General features: G+C 63.2%; 16 protein-coding genes. 9 read left to right on the top strand and 7 right to left on the bottom strand.

All coding sequences use genetic code 11. The features are described 5' to 3' along the window. Positions 1 to 72 precede the first annotated feature (72 nt). Complete coding sequence (locus tag CKW40_RS09265) at positions 73 to 1,683, bottom strand: ABC transporter substrate-binding protein (RefSeq protein WP_095199612.1); 1,611 nt, start codon at positions 1,681 to 1,683, stop codon at positions 73 to 75. Between the two features lie 367 nt (positions 1,684 to 2,050). Here CKW40_RS09265 and CKW40_RS09260 point away from each other — a divergent pair, with 367 nt between their 5' ends. Then, the gene (locus tag CKW40_RS09260) at positions 2,051 to 3,241 is read left to right on the top strand and encodes a M24 family metallopeptidase (protein WP_095199611.1); all 1,191 of its coding nucleotides are present in this window, start codon (positions 2,051 to 2,053) and stop codon (positions 3,239 to 3,241) included. A gap of 188 nt (positions 3,242 to 3,429) precedes the next feature. Here the strand turns inward: CKW40_RS09260 and CKW40_RS09255 are convergent, their stop codons facing one another. Genes CKW40_RS09255 through CKW40_RS09245 form a run of 3 tightly spaced genes read right to left on the bottom strand, consistent with a single transcriptional unit; the run spans position 3,430 to position 5,926 of the window. Continuing rightward, positions 3,430 to 3,846 (bottom strand): cupin domain-containing protein, encoded by a 417-nt coding sequence (locus CKW40_RS09255; protein WP_095199610.1) that lies wholly within the window; start codon positions 3,844 to 3,846, stop codon positions 3,430 to 3,432. Next, positions 3,843 to 4,718, bottom strand: coding sequence for a phosphoenolpyruvate hydrolase family protein (locus CKW40_RS09250; RefSeq protein WP_095199609.1), 876 nt, complete (start codon positions 4,716 to 4,718; stop codon positions 3,843 to 3,845). The genes CKW40_RS09255 and CKW40_RS09250 overlap by 4 nt, the downstream gene beginning before the upstream one ends. Positions 4,719 to 4,729: 11 nt before the next feature. Further along, positions 4,730 to 5,926 carry a Tm-1-like ATP-binding domain-containing protein gene (locus tag CKW40_RS09245; protein ID WP_095199608.1) on the bottom strand — a complete coding sequence of 399 codons (1,197 nt, stop codon included), beginning with the start codon at positions 5,924 to 5,926 and terminating at the stop codon, positions 4,730 to 4,732. A 51-nt stretch (positions 5,927 to 5,977) separates the two neighbouring features. Between CKW40_RS09245 and CKW40_RS09240 the strand changes: the two genes are divergently transcribed. From CKW40_RS09240 to CKW40_RS09210, 7 genes are all read left to right on the top strand, one after another. Beyond that, positions 5,978 to 6,664, top strand: coding sequence for a TetR/AcrR family transcriptional regulator (locus CKW40_RS09240; protein ID WP_095199607.1), 687 nt, complete (start codon positions 5,978 to 5,980; stop codon positions 6,662 to 6,664). 358 nt (positions 6,665 to 7,022) lie between these two features. Continuing rightward, on the top strand, positions 7,023 to 8,339 hold the full coding sequence (locus tag CKW40_RS09235; protein ID WP_095199606.1) for an ABC transporter substrate-binding protein: 1,317 nt from the start codon (positions 7,023 to 7,025) through the stop codon (positions 8,337 to 8,339). Between the two features lie 66 nt (positions 8,340 to 8,405). Then, complete coding sequence (locus CKW40_RS09230; protein ID WP_095199605.1) at positions 8,406 to 9,311, top strand: carbohydrate ABC transporter permease; 906 nt, start codon at positions 8,406 to 8,408, stop codon at positions 9,309 to 9,311. A 1-nt stretch (position 9,312) separates the two neighbouring features. Continuing rightward, a complete protein-coding gene (locus CKW40_RS09225) occupies positions 9,313 to 10,269 on the top strand; it encodes a carbohydrate ABC transporter permease (protein ID WP_095199604.1) in 957 nt (318 codons plus the stop codon). Beyond that, positions 10,266 to 10,487: a hypothetical protein gene (locus tag CKW40_RS09220; RefSeq protein ID WP_095199603.1), complete on the top strand. Its 222-nt coding sequence runs from the start codon at positions 10,266 to 10,268 to the stop codon at positions 10,485 to 10,487. Before CKW40_RS09225 ends, CKW40_RS09220 begins: the two co-directional genes overlap by 4 nt. Next, positions 10,484 to 11,590 carry an ABC transporter ATP-binding protein gene (locus tag CKW40_RS09215; RefSeq protein ID WP_095199602.1) on the top strand — a complete coding sequence of 369 codons (1,107 nt, stop codon included), beginning with the start codon at positions 10,484 to 10,486 and terminating at the stop codon, positions 11,588 to 11,590. Before CKW40_RS09220 ends, CKW40_RS09215 begins: the two co-directional genes overlap by 4 nt. 104 nt (positions 11,591 to 11,694) lie before the next feature. After that, on the top strand, positions 11,695 to 12,780 hold the full coding sequence (locus CKW40_RS09210) for an ABC transporter ATP-binding protein (RefSeq protein ID WP_095199601.1): 1,086 nt from the start codon (positions 11,695 to 11,697) through the stop codon (positions 12,778 to 12,780). 4 nt (positions 12,781 to 12,784) lie between these two features. Here CKW40_RS09210 and CKW40_RS09205 read toward each other — a convergent pair whose 3' ends face one another. From CKW40_RS09205 to CKW40_RS09195, 3 genes are all read right to left on the bottom strand, one after another. Then, entirely contained in the window at positions 12,785 to 13,216 is a 432-nt protein-coding gene (locus CKW40_RS09205) for a DUF4437 domain-containing protein (RefSeq protein WP_095199600.1), read from the bottom strand. Between the two features lie 154 nt (positions 13,217 to 13,370). Beyond that, positions 13,371 to 14,342, bottom strand: a complete 972-nt coding sequence (locus CKW40_RS09200) for an AraC family transcriptional regulator (protein ID WP_095199599.1) — start codon at positions 14,340 to 14,342, stop codon at positions 13,371 to 13,373. 47 nt (positions 14,343 to 14,389) lie between these two features. Further along, positions 14,390 to 15,373, bottom strand: coding sequence for an AraC family transcriptional regulator (locus CKW40_RS09195; protein WP_095199598.1), 984 nt, complete (start codon positions 15,371 to 15,373; stop codon positions 14,390 to 14,392). A 186-nt stretch (positions 15,374 to 15,559) separates the two neighbouring features. Between CKW40_RS09195 and CKW40_RS09190 the strand changes: the two genes are divergently transcribed. Beyond that, positions 15,560 to 16,774, top strand: coding sequence for an MFS transporter (locus CKW40_RS09190; RefSeq protein WP_095199597.1), 1,215 nt, complete (start codon positions 15,560 to 15,562; stop codon positions 16,772 to 16,774). Positions 16,775 to 16,837: the final 63 nt, after the last annotated feature.

Here is a 16,837-nt window from a genome sequence, read left to right as displayed (position 1 = left end):
GGGGGCGCGAAGGAACTCTCATTCTCGAACCTGAGCACCCGGATTTGCGATGCGCAAGCCTGCAGAGAACGCTTAGCCAGCCAGATACGTGTCCGCCCAGTTCGATACCGCCCAGCGCGGATTGTTGGCGATATTGCCTACCGTATCACGCGCGACGCTGATGAAGCTCCACTCGGCGACATTGATCAGCGGCAGGTCGGCGGCCACCTCTTTCTGGAACTCCTTGTAGAGGTCGGTACGGGTCGATGTATCGAGCGTTTCCGAGGCCTTGGCGATGAGTGCGTCGAGCGCGTCGTTCTTGTAACCGCCCTGGTTGGAGAACGGCACGCCGTCGGGGATGCCGCTCTGCACCAGGATGGTGGTGGAGATCGCCGGGTCGCCGCGGAACACCGGCGGGCCGACGGCGAGATCGAAGGCGTGGTCGGTGTAGACGGCCTTGATGTGCGCGGCGGAGTCGTTGTTGACCAGCTCGGCATCGATGCCGATGGCCGCGAGCGCCTGGCGCAGATAGTCGCCGAACTGCTTGGTCTCGTTGAAATAGGGCGCCGGCAAAAGTTTCAGCGTGAAGCGCTTGCCGTCCGGGCCTTTCTTGTAGCCGGCCTCGTCGAGCAGCGCGTTGGCCTTGGCGACATCGAAGGCATAGGTCGGGACATCGGCGGTGTAGAATTGCGGATCGTTCTTCGGCACCGGGCCGGTGGCGGTCGCGGCATAGCCGAGGAACACCGTCTTGACGACGAAATCCTTGTCGATGGCGTGCGCGATCGCCTGGCGCACTTTCACATCGGCCAGTTCCTTGCGGCGATGGTTGATCTCGACGACGAGCTGGTAGGTCAGCCCCTCATAGCCCTTGGTGATCACCTTCAGGCCCGGCACCTTGGAGATGCGGTCGAGGTCGGCCAGCGGCACGGCCGAAAAGGCGGCGAGCTGGATCTCTTCGGCCTCTAGCGCGCTCGCGGCCGACGTGCGGTCGGGCAGCACCTGATAGATGATTTCGTCGAGATAGGGCTCGTCCTTACCCCAATAGTCGGTGTTCTTGGTCAGCTTGTAATACTGGCCGGCCTTGTACTCGCCGAATTTGAACGGACCGGTGCCGATGGGGACGTTGTTGGCGGGATTGTCCTCGATCTTACCGACCTCGTAGATGTGTTTCGGCACGACGCTGCTCAGCGCCGGCAGCGCGTTGCGGATCAGCTGGAACGGCGTCGGCTTGGCGAATTTGAACACGGCGGTGAGATCGTCAGGCGTCTCGACGCTGGCCAGATCCTTGAACAAGGTACGGCCGAGATTCTGCAGCGGCTTCCAAATCTGCAGCGCCGAGAAGGCGACGTCGGCCGAGGTGAACGGCTTACCGTCATGCCATTTCACGCCGTCGCGCAGTTTGAACGTCACGGAGAGCCCATCGTCGACCCCTTCCCAGCTCAAAGCCAGCCGTGGCGCGAGCCCGTCCTTGCCGTCGAAGGAGGCTTCGGCCAGCGTCTCGACGATCTTGCTGGAGATGAAGAAGACGCCGTTGGAGGCGACGATCGCCGGGTTGAGGTTGCGTGGCTCGGAATCGGCGGCGAGCACCAGCCGGCCGCCCTTCTTCGGTGTCTGCGCCCAACCCAGTGCCGGCATGGCGGTGGAGGCCAGCAGCATCGCCGAGCCGGCAAGCATTTTGCGTCTGGAAATCGTGAAACCTGACATGATCGAACTCCGTCCTCTCCGCGACCCGATCGGCGCGACAACACCCCTCGAATGCCGGCATCGGCATCCTTGCGGTGGCGATTATGAGCCTTGCCGAGGGTTTCGCCAGAGACGGAATTGGCGCATCCTTGCTTGGCTTTGAAATTTTCGTCCGCTGGACCAGTTCAAGAGAACGGGTTCAATTCGATCTATCTGGTAGGACCAGATTTGGCGGATGGACGACGGATGACGACTTGGTGACCGCTCAGCCGCGCTGTTTGCGTATTTCTGGCTAGACCAGAGCGGGCAAAATGGTGCAGATTTGATCCACAGCCAAGGGATCGGGAGCGGAACAAGGTCGATCCCAGGCAAATTCAGGGAGAGAGAGATGAACATTGCCCCGGGCAAGAATGCCGTCAGCAATATTCCGTTCGACCAGGCAAGGGTCGACCGGCTGATGGAGGAGGCCGGCATCGATGTGCTGCTCGCAACCTCCAAGCACAACACGCAATATCTGCTGGGCGGCTACAAATTCATCTTCTTCGCCGCCATGGATGCGATCGGCCACAGCCGCTACCTGCCGATCGTCGTCTATGAGAAAGGCGGGCCGGATCACGCGGCCTATATCGGCAACCGCATGGAAGGCGGCGAGCACCAGAACAACCCGTTCTGGACGCCGACGCTGCATGCCGCCTGCTGGGGCACGCTCGATGCCGCCAACCTCGCCGTCGAACATCTGCAAAAGATCGGCAAGGCGGGTGCCCGCCTCGGCATCGAGCCCGGCTTCCTGCCGTCGGATGCCTATACGCTGATCCGCAAGGCGCTGCCGGAGGCGAAGCTGGTCGATGCGACCGCCATGCTGGAAAGCATGCGCGCCATCAAGAGCGATGCTGAGCTGGAGAAGCTGCGCACCGCCTCCGAGCTGATCACCGATTCCATGCTGGCGACCATTGCCTGGGCGCACGAAGGCACGACCAAGGCCGAGATGATCGAGCAGCTGCGGTGCGAGGAGACCAATCGCGGCGCGCATTTCGAATATTGCCTGCTGACGCTGGGCTCCAGCCACAACCGCGCCGCCTCGCCGCAGGCGTGGAAGCAGGGCGAGGTGCTGTCGATCGATTCCGGCGGCAATTACCACGGCTATATCGGCGACCTCTGCCGGATGGGCATTCTGGGCGAACCGGATGCCGAGCTGGAGGATCTGCTGGCCGAGGTCGAGACGGTGCAGCAGGCGGCGTTCTCGAAGGTCAAGGCGGGCACGCTCGGCGGCGACATGATTTCGCACGCCGAGGGCGTGCTGAAGGCCTCGAAGGTCGCCGCGTATACCGACTTCTTCGCCCACGGCATGGGCCTGATCACGCATGAGGCGCCGTTCCTGATGACCAACCATCCGGTGACCTATGAAGGCACCTATGCGGCCAAGCCGTTGGAGAAGAACATGGTGCTGTCGGTGGAGACGACGATGCTTCACCCGACGCGTGGGTTCATCAAGCTGGAGGACACGCTGGCGGTGACGGAGACCGGCTATGTGATGTTCGGTGATCGCGGGCGCGGGTGGAACAGGGGCGGGGTGGCCTAGCGCGAACGGCGCTCCCCCTCACCCGGATTGCCAACCGAATTGCAAGGGCAATTCGGGGCAATCCGACCTCTCCCCGAGGGGAGAGGAGGTGCCAGCGCCGGCGCTCTCCTCTTCTCCCCCACGGGGAGAAGGTGGCCGCGTAGCGGCCGGATGAGGGGGCCTCCCCGCAATCGAGGGGTGAGGAAAGATCACATCCCAGCCGGGATCAGCCTGAAATCCGGCAGATCCCTCAATACCAGTTCCGGCCCAGCCGGCGAGTAGACGACAAACAACTGCATCGGCGCATCCCCCGTATTCAGCGTCGAATGAAACCGACTCTCAGGCACATAGATGGTGCAGCCGGGGCCGACCTTGGCGACCACCGGATTGCCTTGCTCGTCCTCGACCATCTGTTCGCCATGGCCGGAGATGACGAAGATGATTTCCTCGGCGCCCGGATGGTTGTGGCGGGTGTGGCCCTTGCCGGAGGGCAGGTCGACGACGCCGCCGGAAAAACGCTCAGCGCCATTCACTTCAGGCGCGACCGTCAGCGCCAGCCTGCCCCAGTCGAAACCGAAGGCGCTGACGTCCTTCGGATAGACAAACACCTTGCTCTTGTCGGTCATGGTCTCATCCCTTCTTTTTTCTTCGCGGTCGTTTTGTCGCCACCCAGTGTGACGGCCTTGAAATCGGCCGTCTGCCTGGCGATTGCCGCTTCCGCCGGCAGCCGCTCCATCGAGCTCGCGCCATAGAAGCCATGCAGGCCTTTGGCGCGAGACAGAATGTAACGGGCATCGTCCGGCATGGAGATCGGCCCGCCATGGCAAAGCAGGATGACGTCCTTGCGCACCGAGCGGGCGGCATCAGCGATGGCGTCGATCGCGACCACGCAGTCGTCGAGCGACTTGGCCGAGGTGGCGCCGATCGAGCCGCCTGTCGTCACGCCCATATGGGCAACGACGATGTCGGCGCCGGCCTTGGTCATGGCGCGCGCCTCGTCGGGATTGAAGACATAGGGGGTGGTGAGCAGATCGAGCTTGTGCGCCTCGGCGATCATGTCAACCTCGAGCCCGAAGCCCATGCCGGTCTCCTCGAAACTCTGCCGCATGCTGCCGTCGAACAGGCCGATGGTCGGAAAATTCTGCACGCCCGAGAAGCCCATCGTCTTCAGTTCTGCCAGCAGCAGCGGCATGATGACGAAGGGGTCAGTGCCGTTGACGCCGGCCAGAACCGGCGTCTTTTTGACCACCGGCAGCACCTCATAGGCCATCTCCTTGACGATCTCGTTGGCATTGCCATAGGCGAGCAGGCCGGCGGCCGAGCCGCGCCCGGCCATGCGGTAGCGGCCGGAATTGTAGATAATGATCAGATCGATGCCGCCGGCCTCCTCGGCCTTGGCCGACAGGCCGGTGCCGGCGCCACCGCCGACGATCGGCACGCCCTTGTCGATCATTCCCCTGAATTTCTTCAGTATGTCCTTGCGCGGTATGGCGGGCATTTTTTTGGACCTCAGTGTCTGGCTATGTCGAGGAAGGCGGCGGTTGCCGCCCTGGCGAATTCGGGGTCGTTGATGTGCAGCGGCAGGCGGGTGACGCGGCGCGTTGCATTCGGTTTGATCGTGCGCTCAATGGCTTCGAACAGCACGGCGTCAGCCTCTCGATCGAAGAAGGCGCCGCCCTCGATGTCGAGCGACGAGACGCCTTTCTCCGGGATCAGGAAATGCACCGGCCCCTCGCAGAGCGCGAGCCTGGTGCCGATCCACTCGCCGATCGCGCGGCATTCGTCCGCGCTTGTGCGCATCAGCGTGACGTTGGGATTGTGCTCGTAGAACAGTCTTCCTCGGTACTGTTCCGGTATGGTCGAGGGTGCCCAGAAATTGACCATGTCGAGCGCGCCGACCGAGCCGACATAGGGCAGTTTGCTGCGGGCGATCGCGCCGAAGCGATCCTGTGTCGCCGGCAGCACACCGCCGAACAGGAGGTCGCAGACCTCGGTCGTGGTGATGTCGATGACACCGGACAGCAGGCCGCTATCGGCCAGCTTTTCCATGCTGCGGCCGCCAGTGCCGGTGGCGTGGAAGACCATGCAGTCATATCCGGTGCGAAGCTGGTCGGCGATGGCGGTCACGCAAGGCGTGGTGACGCCGAACATGGTCAGCCCGATCGACGGCCTGCCGTCGGGCGGCGGCGCCGGCCTTGCCGCCATGCCCGATATCGCCTGGGCGGCGTTGTGCAGCACGACGCGGGAGAGCCGGTTCAGCCCGGCCATGTCGGTCACAGCCGGCATCATGATGATGTCGGAGACATCGACATAAGGCGCCGTGTCGCCCGAGGCGAGCGTCGAGACCATGATTTTCGGCAGGCCGAGCGGCAGCGCGCGCATGCCCGATGTGATGATCGACGTGCCGCCGCCGCCGCCAATGCCGATCATCGCGGCGATGTCGTTTCGCGACTGGACGAAGCGGCTGAAGGCGATGCCCATGGCTGCGACCGCGGCGCCGCGGTCATCGCCGCCAAGTACGGCTGTGCTGCCGTCTGGGTGATGGTTGGCAACGTCCTTTGCGCCGATGTCGACGGGGATGGTTGCCTCGCGTGTTCCGACATCGACGCGTGAAACGGCGGCGCCCGTGGCGCCAATCGTATCGGCCAGGAAGGCGAGTTCCTCGCCCTTGGTGTCCGCTGTGCCCACGACGTAGATGCGCTTCATGGGCGGTCCCCAGGTCATTGCAAATTTTTGAGACGCGCGTATCATATTGACATGGATGTCTCACGTCAACGATCCGCTGCAAGCGGCGACACCGAGCGGGGAAGCGGCGAGGCCGTGGAGCGTGGACCCCGGGCACGCACGAAAAGGCTGATGCTGGAGACGGCGACACGGCTGATGCAGGCGGGTGTCACGCCGTCGGTCAGCGAGGTGGCGGAAGCGGCGGAAGTTTCTCGCGCCACCGCCTATCGCTATTTCCCCAGCCAGACGGCTTTGGTGCAGGCTGTCGTCGACGAGGGGTTGGGACCGATCCTGACCTGGCAGTCGACCTCGGCAGATGCCGAGCGCCGGGTGGCGGAGCTGTTCGACACGGCCATGCCGCGCATCGAGGCTTTTGAAGCAACGTTCAAGGCGGCACTGAAGCTGTCGCTCGATCAATGGGCGCGACGCCAGGCTGGCACGCTGGGCGGCGAACCGGCGTTCACGCGTGGTCATCGCGTCGACTTGCTGCAGCAAGCGATCGCGCCGCTCAAGGGGCATTTGCCGCCGCGCGAGTTCAAGCGCCTGGCGCAGGCGTTGTCGCTGATCTTCGGCGTCGAGGTGCTGATCGTGCTGAAGGATATATGGGGCCTGGACAGCCGCGGGACGAGGTCTGTTGCGCAATGGGCGGCCGGGGTGCTGGTGCGCGCCGCGATGGCCGACTCGGCGATCGGTGGAGAGATGGCACCAAGTGCAGGATGACATTATCTGGTTCGACCAGATAGTTGAGCCGGATGCTGATCTTAATGGCGATGCGGAGCCGGAAACAAGGCCACTGCATATCAAGGAGTAGGAAAAACAAGGGAAAACAGACAGATGCTGCGCCGAACGGCTTATCGTGCCGCCCTCGATCGCTGAAGAAAGAACTTGACGTCTATCTAGAATTGGTAATACCAGATTAGGAGCGACAAAGCGGATCGAAAGTGAGGGCTGCGATCCATTTTCCGGCAGGGCGAGGAGGCCCGAAACCGGAGAAATGCCATCACCGGAGGAACTACCAGGGCCGACCACGCTGCCGGCTCGCATGACAAGGGTAGAATGCGCACCAGGGAGGAACATTATGCGCAAGATAATGACCAGCGTGCTTGCTGGTATCGGCCTGACGCTTGCCTACGGAACATCCGTCCACGCGCAGGACAAGGAACTCACCATTTTCTGGGCGGAATGGGATCCTGCGAACTATCTGCAGGAACTCGTCAACGACTATACGGCCGAGACCGGTGTGAAGGTCACGGTGCAGACGACGCCGTGGCCTGATTTCCAGACCAAGGCCTTCACCGAGTTCAACGCGCATGGCGACGCCTACGACATGGTGGTCGGTGACTCGCAATGGCTGGGCGCCGGTTCGACGCAAGGTCACTACGTCGACCTGACCGACTTCTTCAACCAGCACAAGCTCACCGACGTGATGGCGCCCGCGACCATCAAGTACTACGCCGAATATCCCGGCGGCTCCGGCAAATACTGGGCGATCCCGCTGGAAGGCGACGCGATCGGCTGGTCCTACCGCAAGGACTGGTTCGAGGACCCGAAGGAGAAGGAAGCCTTCAAGGCCAAGTACGGCTACGACCTCGCCGTGCCGACGACCTACGCGCAGTTGCGCGACATCGCCGAGTTCTTCCACCGTCCGGACCAGAAGCGCTACGGCGTCGCCATCTACACCGACAATTCCTATGACGCGATGGCGATGGGCGTCGAGAGCGCCATCTTCAGCCATGGCGGCGATCTCGGCGACTACGCCACCTACAAGGTTGACGGCATCATCAACTCGAAGGAGGCTGTCGCCGGCCTCGAGATGTACAAGGAGCTCTACAAGTTCACGCCTCCCGGCTGGGGCAAGACCTTCTTCGTGGAGGACAACCAGGCGATCACCGGCGGGCTCGCCGCGATGAGCATGAACTTCTTCGCCTTCTTCCCGCCGCTGGTGAACAAGGCCACCAACCCCTTTGCCGACCAGACGGGCTTCTTCGCCAATCCGGCCGGCCCGGACGGCAAGCGCTTCGCCGCACTCGGCGGTCAGGGAATTTCAGTCGTCTCGTATTCGAAGAACAAGGACGAGTCGATGAAGTTCCTCGAGTGGTTCATCAAGGACGAGACCCAGAAGAAGTGGGCCGAGCTCGGCGGCTACACCTGCAGCCAGGCCGTGCTGAAGTCAGACGCCTTTCAGAAGGCCACGCCTTACAACAAGGCGTTCTATGACACGATGTTCATGGTCAAGGACTTCTGGGCGACGCCTGAATACGCCGAAGTGCTCGATCAGCTGAACCAGAACATCTATCCGTTCGTGGTCGGCGGAAAGGGCACCGCCCAGGAAGCGCTCGACAAGACCGCCGCCGACTGGAAGGCGACGTTCACCAAGTACAATCGTTACAAGTAAGCATCACAGCCAGAATGCCGGAGGAGGATTTCCCCTCCGGCATTCCTGTTTTCAGGGAGACGCTCGTTGGCTTCGGTAGCCCTCACCCATCTCGATCCCGCCTCAAGGGCCGCCGCGCGCGGCTGGTCGGATCTGACCATCCGCAACGTGTTCATCATCCCGACGCTGGCGTTCCTGATCGTCTTCAACATCTTTCCGCTGATCTACTCGCTGGGCTATTCCTTCACGAACTTCGCAGCGAACCGCAGCGATCCCTGGCAGTTCGTCGGGCTGCAGAACTATCGCGAACTGCTCAGCGACGATCACATCTGGTCGAATTTCGTCATCACGGCGAAATACGTCATTGTTTCCGTGGCCGGCCAGATGATCGTTGGCTTCGGCCTCGCCCTTCTGCTCAATCGCAGCTTTCCGATGAAGGGCTTGATCACCACGCTTTTGCTGTTGCCGATGATGATGTCGGCGGCCGTTGTCGGCCTGTTCTGGCAGTTGCTCTACAGTCCGTCCTGGGGCCCGATCAACTATGTCTTCGGCCTTGGCGACTTTGCGTGGCTCTCCAATCCCGACAGCGCTCTTTACGCCGTCGCGATCACCGACATCTGGATGTGGTCGCCGTTCGTCATGCTGCTCTCGCTTGCCGGCCTCTCTGCCGTGCCGCAGCATCTCTACGAGGCCGCCGCGATCGACCGCGCGGGTTGGTGGTACACCTTCACCCGCATCACCTTGCCGCTGGTCTCGCCGATCCTTTTGATCGCGCTGATCTTCCGCACCATGGAAGCCTTCAAGACCTTCGACATTGCCTACACGATGACGACCCAGCCGACCGCCGAGCTCATTGCGATCCGGCTCTACAAGCAGGCCTTCCAGCAGTGGGACACCGGCAAGTCCTGCGCGCTGGCCTATATCGTGCTGATCATGGTGCTGGCCATCACCAACCTCTACGTCAAGTACCTCAACAAGGTGAAGGAGCGTTGAGATGGCTGCAGTTCGTACAAGCAGCGAAATCGCGCTCAACCGCGTCGCCATCGTCTCGGTGCTGATCGCTACGCTGATCTTCTTGGCGCCGATCTACTGGATCGCCTCCACGGCGTTCAAGCCGAAGGAACTGGCGATCACGGTGCCGCCCACCGTGCTGTTCCAGCCGGAGATCACACCGTTCATCCGTCTGTTCACCAAGCGCGTGCAGATGCAGAAGGCCGTCGACCCGCAAGTCTACGAAGCCGCGCCTTGGTGGGAGAAGCGCATCTATGATGGCGGCGAGCGGGTGCTGAAGGTCGGCAAGGACGTGCAGCTTTCGCAGTACCCCAACCGGTTTATGAACAGCCTGATCGTGGCGATCATCAGCACGGTACTCGCCGTCGGTATGGGAACCTTCACAGCCTACGGCTTCTCGCGTTTCAAGATCGCCGGTGAGGCGGACCTGCTGTTCTTCATCCTATCGACGCGCATGCTGCCGCCGGTGGTTGTGGCGATCCCGATGTTCCTGATGTACCGGCTGGTCGGCCTCAACGATTCGCATATCGGGCTGATCATTCTCTACGTCGCCTTCAACCTGTCCTTCTCGGTCTGGCTGATGAAGGGCTTCATGGACGAGATCCCGAAGGAATATGAGGAGGCGGCGCTGGTCGACGGCTACACGCGCATGCAGGCCTTCTTCAAGATCGTGCTGCCGGAGGCTGCAACCGGCATCGCCGCCACCGCCGTCTTCTGCTTCATCACCGCCTGGAACGAGTATGCCTTCGCGCTGATCATGACCAACCGGCGTGCGCAAACCGCGCCGCCCTTCATCCCCAGCCAGATCGGTTCCGGTCTACCGGACTGGACCACGATCGCGGCGGGCACCTTCCTGTTCCTGTTGCCGGTCGCGATCTTCACCTTCCTGCTGCGCAACCACCTGCTTCGCGGCGTGACCTTCGGAGCGATCCGCAAATGAGCTTTCGCGCGGTCAATGAGAAGTACCTTTTGCCGGCTTCGCAGATACTCATGGTGCTGGGCATCGTCGCGCTCTGCCAACCGTGGAGCCTTGGCCTGCATTCCTATGGCGTGACGATCATCCTGATCGGGCTGATCGGCTTCAATGTCACCTCCAAAATTGCGCCGGAGCGCGCGGCGGAAACCGGCGCGACGATGCATGGGGAGGCCCGGCAGTGACCCAGATCGAACTTCGCGGCATCGAGAAATTCTTCGGCGCCGTCCAGGTCATCCACAATCTGAACCTTGCTATCGCCGACAACGAGTTCATCGTGCTGCTCGGCCAGTCCGGCTGCGGCAAGACGACGACGCTGCGCGCGATAGCGGGGCTCGAGACGATCGACCAGGGCGACATCCTGATCGACGGCAAGCCGGTGCAGCACCTCAAGGCCGCCGACCGCGACATCGCAATGGTGTTCCAGTCGTTCTCGCTCTACCCACACATGACGGTGTTCGAGAACATCGCCTTTCCGTTGCGTGCAACGCGCATGGGCAGCGACGAGGTCGACAAGTCGGTTCGCGAGGTCGCCCGGGTCCTGCGCATCACCGACCTGCTCGGCAAGAAGCCGTCGGCGCTCTCCGGCGGCGACATGCAGCGCGTAGCGATCGGCCGCGCGCTGGTGCGGCGCCCGAAGGCGATGCTGATGGACGAGCCGATCGGTGCGCTCGACGCCAAGCTGCGCGAGGAGATGCGGGCCGAGATCAAGCGGCTGCACATCAAGCAGGGTTCGACCACGATCTACGTCACCCACGATCAGATCGAGGCAATGAGTCTCGCCGACCGCATCGTCATCATGCATGAGGGCTTCATCCAGCAGGTCGGCACGCCGGACGAGGTCTATTCGCACCCGGCCAATCTGTTCGTGGCCCAATTCGTCGGCAGTCCGGTGATGAACGTCGCCGACGCGAGCGTTGCCGAAGCGGCCAGCGCCGCCACTGTGACGATCGGCGATGCGCCCGCGGGTTTCGAGTTCCCGCGTGAGCTCTTGTCCAAGCTCAACGGCCACGCCGCCAATGGCGGGCTGACGCTGGGTATCCGGCCCGAGGGCGTGCTCGTCCGGCGCGATGCCGCGCCCGGCTACGTGCCGGTCGAGGCGCATATCATCGAGCCGCTCGGCTCCTTCGATGTTGTCGACCTCAAGGTCGGCTCCAAGATGCTGCGCGCCCGCACCAAGGCCGGCTATGTCGCCGGTCCCGGCGAGAAGGTCCATGTCCGCATCGATCCAGAGCAGGCACATTTCTTCGATACGGCAAGCGGCAAGTCATTGGGGGTGAGATTGTGATGGCCGGAGGACACGACAGGCCAATGATTTGGCCTTTCGAACAATCGAACGCCCGGAGCCATAGCAGAGGGCAGACGCCCTCGAACAGAAATTGAGACGGTAACATGGCCCATATCGAACTGAAGAACATCACCAAGAAGTTCGGTGGCCACACCGCGCTGACAAGCCTCAACCTCGAAATCGCCGATGGCGAGTTCTTCGTGCTGCTTGGCGAGACGGGTGCAGGCAAGACGACGACGCTGCGGTTGATCGCCGGGCTGGAGAAGCCGACGGAAGGCCAGGTCCTGATCGACGGCGTCGACGTCGCCGATTGGGGTGCCGCCGAGCGCGATGTGGCGCTGGTGCTGCAGCAATATTCGCTCTATCCGCGCTACACGGTGCGCGAAAATCTCGAATTCCCGCTGAAGCCGAAGATCCGCAGGCTGCCCGATGCCGAGATCAAGGATCGCGTCGATCGCGCCGCCCGCACTCTGCGCATCGAGCATCTGCTCGACCGCAAGACCGACCGTCTGTCCGGCGGCGAGATGCAGCGCGTCTCCATCGGCCGCGCCATCGTGCGCAAGCCGCGCGTGTTCCTGATGGACGAGCCACTGTCGGCGCTCGACGCCAAGCTGCGCGAGGCGTTGCGCACGGAGCTGAAGAACCTGCAGATGCAGCTCGGTGCGACCTTCCTGTTCGTTACCCACGACCAGATCGAGGCGATGTCGATGGGCGACAAGGTCGGCGTCTTGAACCATGGCCGCATCGTCCAGACCGGCACGCCGCAGGAGATCTACAACAATCCGCGTGACACCTATGTGGCGAGCTTCGTCGGCTCGCCGCCGATGAACCTGATCGACGGTAAGCTCGTGAACGGTCGCGCGGTGATGGCGCCGCTGAATTTCGAACTGCCTTTTTCAGGGGGAGCCAAGGCGAGTGCGGCGACCGATGGTCGCCCGCTCGTCTTCGGCATTCGTCCGGAAGATGTCTATCTGGAAAGCGGCGCTCCGGTCGAAGCGCGCGTCCACGATGTCGAGAACCATGGCGTCGAGAAGATCCTGACGCTGCGCGTCGGCGACACGACATTGCGCGCCACGGTGCCGGCCAGGACCGACGTCGCCATCGAGCAGCCGGTGCGCTTTGCCTGGAACCCGGACAAGGTGGTGCTGTTCGACAAGGGCAGCGGTGTCAGCTTGCGGCACGCCGGATAGAGCGTTACTTCGCGAAGTAGGTCTCGTAAGGCGTGTCGTTGATCAGCAGGATCACGCACTCGGTGTCGGACAGGCAAGCATCGTCATGCATCTCATCGGCCTTCTGGGTCCAGTAGGATCCCGGCGGCAGTTCGACCTTGGTCGCCTCGCCGCCCTGCATCTGCCAATGCGCCCACAGCCCCTTTATGACCACCGCGCGGTAGTCGGCGGTGTGCGCGTGAACGGGAGCGCGCCAGTTGCCCGGGACTTTCAGCAAGGTTCCTGCAGGGCCCTTGGCCCTTTCGCCCCACAGGGGGCCAAGGCGGTGCGGCTGACCGGGCACTTCGGCGACATAGGGGATCTTGTCGGCCGGAAGATAGCTGTCCTCAAGGGCGAAGGCGCGTTCGGAGACGACGAGCATGGCGGCGAGCGTCAGGATCTTCAGGTGGCTTGGCATGGCTCTTCTCCCCTTGAGCCGACTTTGCCGACGGCTCCTCATTGCTTGGCAACGGCAAGCTATTGCATGCAGTCAGCCCGGCAATGACATTGCGTCCGGAAGACTTGGCAATTCATCCAGATACGGCAATCCAGCGTAAAGTCCGGGTGTGGCCTCAGTGTTGCTCGGAGGTGCCGTTGCCGGTGCGCAAATGGCTGGGCGCCGTGCCGACGATCCGCTTGAACGCCCGGCTGAACGATGCTTCGGACTCGTAACCCAGTCTGGCGGCCACCACCGAAATCCGCATCCGGTCTTCGATCAGCCATTGCCGTGCCTGGTGCATGCGCACGCTGGCGACATATTTCGCTGGTGTCTCGCCGACGATTGCCGTGAAACGTTCGGCGAAGGCTGAACGTGAGGCACCCATTTCGTGGGCGAGGGCTTCGACTGTCCAGTTCCGGTCGGGCTGGCGATGAATGGCCACCAGCACGCGGCCGACGTCGCGATCCCTGATCGCCGCGGTCCAGCCGGTGGTATCGCCGCTGCCGTTCTCCACCCATGAGCGGATGATGCTTGCTGCCAACACGTCGGCGAGCCGAGCCAGTATGCCGCCCGAGCCGGCGCGATTGCCGGTCACTTCGCTGGCCATCGCTTCCAGAAGGTGCGGAATGCCCGGCTCGCCCACCATCAATTCCCGGGCGCGCATCATGTCCGGCATCATGGCGAGCACAGGATGCGATCCACCCAGATTGAAGCGCATGCTGCCGCAAAACAGCAGGGTTTTCGCGCCATGGCCGCCGTTCGAGACGGCGTAGACGTTGTCCTGCAACGGCTCGATGCTGTAGCTTTCGATCGGCACGGCATGGACGCCCGGCGCGCTGGCGAGGATGTGCTCGGCGCCGCGCGGCAACAGCAGCGCATCGCCGGCTTTGAGCTCCAGCCATTGCCTGGATGGCGAAAACAGCCAGCATCCGCGCCGGCCGACGAAGTGGAACCGCGCCGCCTCCTGGGCTGGAAAGAGCACGGCCCATGGCTCGCCAAGTTCGCAGCGGCCGTAATCGACGCCATCAAGCCGCAACCCACGCAGCATGTCGGTCAGCGGACCGCCCGAAGCCGGCGAGACACCCTCGGATGACGTGAAATCCATGCCGGTTTCTAGCGTGGAATCACCCGTCAGTCACGGCCAACCTTGCCTTACCCGGCCTGGCGGATGTCGGCCTGTTCCTCGGCGCGCAGGTGGCTGGGCGCCGAACCGATGACGCGCTTGAAGGCACGGCTGAAGGCGGCGTCCGATTCATAGCCAAGGCGGGCGGCAACGACGGAGATTTTCATGCGGTCGCGGACCAGCCATTGCCGCGCCTGATGCATCCTGACCTGGGTGACATATCTTGCCGGCGTCTCGCCGACGATGGTGGCGAAACGCTCGGCAAAGCCCGAGCGCGAAGCGCCCATCATGCGGGCGAGCGACTCGACCGTCCAGTCATGGTCGGGTTCGAGATGGATGGCGGCCAACACGCGGCCGATGTCGCGGTCCCTGACGGCGGCGATCCAGCCGGAGGAGTCGCCGCAGCCGCGTTCGACCCATGAGCGGATGACTGTGGCGGCCAGCACGTCAGCCAGCCGCGCCAGGATGCCGCCGGAACCGACGCGCTCCATCGTCACTTCGCGCGCCATCGATTCCAGCAGATGCGGAATGCCCGGTTCATAGGCCTCCAGCTCATGTGTGCGCATCACATCCGGCATCATGCCGAGCAGGGGGTGCAAGCCGTCAAGATTGAAGTACATGCTGCCGCAGAACAACAAAGTTCCCGGCCGGCAGCACTCCGACATGCCTTCGTTCGACATGCAGTAGACGTCCTTGCAGACCTCCTCGACTTCATAGCCATGGATCGGCCAGGCCTGCGCGCCGGGTTCGCTGGCAAGCACATGGGCCGCACCGCGCGGCAGCAGGATCGCATCGCCGGCATTGATCTCCACCCATTCGCCGGACGGCTGCTTCAGCCAGCAGCCTTTGCGGCCGATGAAATGAAACCGTGCCGCCGGCTGGGCCGGGAATTGGATGCCCCAGGGCTCCTTCAGCTCGAAGCGGCCATATTCGACGCCGTCGAGGCGCAGGCCGCGCAATATGTCCGTCAGCGGGTCGCCGGTGATCGGAATTCTGGACGAACGGTCAAACATAATGGGGTTTCTAGCATGGAAACTCCAGACCGTCACTCCCTATGTTGTTGCAGTGCAGCCAAATGTTGCGCCGCAAACAAGCCGGAGATCAGCCCCATAGCCAAGCCATCACGGCAAGGCATGGAACGGGTGGAGCCCCGGCCGGTCATTCCCTATGTGGCGCTGCAAACAGATCGGAGACTGACCATGGCCGAACCCGCGACTGATGTCATCGACGCCGCACTTCTGAATCCCGCAGACATCGATGAACGAACCGAGCCGGCATGGGGTGCCGTGGTCTCGCTGGCGCTCGGGGTGTTCGGCCTCGTCACCGCCGAATTCCTGCCCGCCAGCCTGCTGACGCCGATGGCGCGCGATCTCGGCGTCACCGAAGGTGTCGCCGGGCAAGCGGTGACGGCAACCGCCATCGTCGGCGCCATTGCCGCACCCACCATGGCCATCATCACCAGACGCATGGATCGCAGGCTGGTGATGTGGATGCTGACGTCGTTCCTCATCCTGTCCAACCTCCTCGCCACCTTTGCCTCGTCGCTGCCCATGCTGTTGCTGGCTCGCGTCGTGCTCGGCGTGGCGCTGGGCGGCTTCTGGGCGATGTCGGCGGCCATGGCATTGCGGCTGGTGCCGATGCGGCTGATGCCGCGCGCCATGTCGATCATCCTGACCGGCGTTTCCCTGGCCACGGTCACCGCCGCCCCGGTCGGCGCCTATGTCGGCGACATCTGGGGCTGGCGCACGGCGTTCATGATCGCGACCATCGTCGGCGCGTTGGCGCTGCTGGTGCAATTGGCCACCATTCCGAAGCTGCCGCCGATGGGTGTCGCGAGCTTCCGCACCTTGCTCGATGTGCTGGAGCGGCCGTCGATCCGGGTGGCCCTGCTGGTTGTGCTGCTGGTGGCATCCGGGCACTTTGCCGGCTTCACCTATGTGCGCCCCTTCCTCGAAAAGGTGCCGGTGCTCCACATAGAGACGATCTCGCTGGTGCTGCTGGCCTATGGCATAGGCGGGTTCTTCGGCAATATCGCCGGTGGCTTCCTGGCTGAGCGCAACCTCAAGATAGCCGTGGCGCTGGCGCCCCTGCTGATTGCGCTCGCGGCCGCCTCGATGCTGATCTTCGGCGCGTCGCCTGCGATCGCCGCGGCTGCCGTCGCCGCCTGGGGCTTTGCCTTCGGCGCGGTGCCGGTCGGGCTGCAGAGCTGGCTGGTGCGGGCAGCACCCGACCAGGCCGAAAGCGCCGGCGGGCTGATGGTGGCGACCTTCCAGGTGGCGATTGCGCTGGGCGCCGTCGTCGGCGGCTTGCTGGTCGACCATGCCGGCGTCGCCAGCGCCTTCGCCTATTGCGGCGCCGCAACACTGCTGGCGGCCATCGTGGTGTTCCTACGCGGCCCGAAGCAGGCAGACTAGTTCTCTCATCTCCGACCTATCCTGCGGCCCGGGAACCATCATGGTTTTCGGGCCGCTGTTTGT

Origin of the sequence: Mesorhizobium carmichaelinearum (assembly GCF_900199455.1) — a bacterium.
In the GTDB taxonomy this organism is placed as follows: domain Bacteria; phylum Pseudomonadota; class Alphaproteobacteria; order Rhizobiales; family Rhizobiaceae; genus Mesorhizobium; species Mesorhizobium carmichaelinearum.
This window is presented reverse-complemented; position numbering and strand designations above follow the sequence as displayed.

Coding starts and splice junctions, on each gene's coding strand:
- CKW40_RS09240 (WP_095199607.1), top strand. CDS start 5,978: ATGGATGTCTCACGTCAACGATCCGCTGCAAGCGGCGACACCGAGCGG.
- CKW40_RS09200 (WP_095199599.1), bottom strand. CDS start 14,342: ATGGATTTCACGTCATCCGAGGGTGTCTCGCCGGCTTCGGGCGGTCCG.
- CKW40_RS09255 (WP_095199610.1), bottom strand. CDS start 3,846: ATGACCGACAAGAGCAAGGTGTTTGTCTATCCGAAGGACGTCAGCGCC.
- CKW40_RS09210 (WP_095199601.1), top strand. CDS start 11,695: ATGGCCCATATCGAACTGAAGAACATCACCAAGAAGTTCGGTGGCCAC.
- CKW40_RS09220 (WP_095199603.1), top strand. CDS start 10,266: ATGAGCTTTCGCGCGGTCAATGAGAAGTACCTTTTGCCGGCTTCGCAG.
- CKW40_RS09260 (WP_095199611.1), top strand. CDS start 2,051: ATGAACATTGCCCCGGGCAAGAATGCCGTCAGCAATATTCCGTTCGAC.
- CKW40_RS09250 (WP_095199609.1), bottom strand. CDS start 4,718: ATGCCCGCCATACCGCGCAAGGACATACTGAAGAAATTCAGGGGAATG.
- CKW40_RS09265 (WP_095199612.1), bottom strand. CDS start 1,683: ATGTCAGGTTTCACGATTTCCAGACGCAAAATGCTTGCCGGCTCGGCG.
- CKW40_RS09190 (WP_095199597.1), top strand. CDS start 15,560: ATGGCCGAACCCGCGACTGATGTCATCGACGCCGCACTTCTGAATCCC.
- CKW40_RS09225 (WP_095199604.1), top strand. CDS start 9,313: ATGGCTGCAGTTCGTACAAGCAGCGAAATCGCGCTCAACCGCGTCGCC.
- CKW40_RS09205 (WP_095199600.1), bottom strand. CDS start 13,216: ATGCCAAGCCACCTGAAGATCCTGACGCTCGCCGCCATGCTCGTCGTC.
- CKW40_RS09195 (WP_095199598.1), bottom strand. CDS start 15,373: ATGTTTGACCGTTCGTCCAGAATTCCGATCACCGGCGACCCGCTGACG.
- CKW40_RS09235 (WP_095199606.1), top strand. CDS start 7,023: ATGCGCAAGATAATGACCAGCGTGCTTGCTGGTATCGGCCTGACGCTT.
- CKW40_RS09245 (WP_095199608.1), bottom strand. CDS start 5,926: ATGAAGCGCATCTACGTCGTGGGCACAGCGGACACCAAGGGCGAGGAA.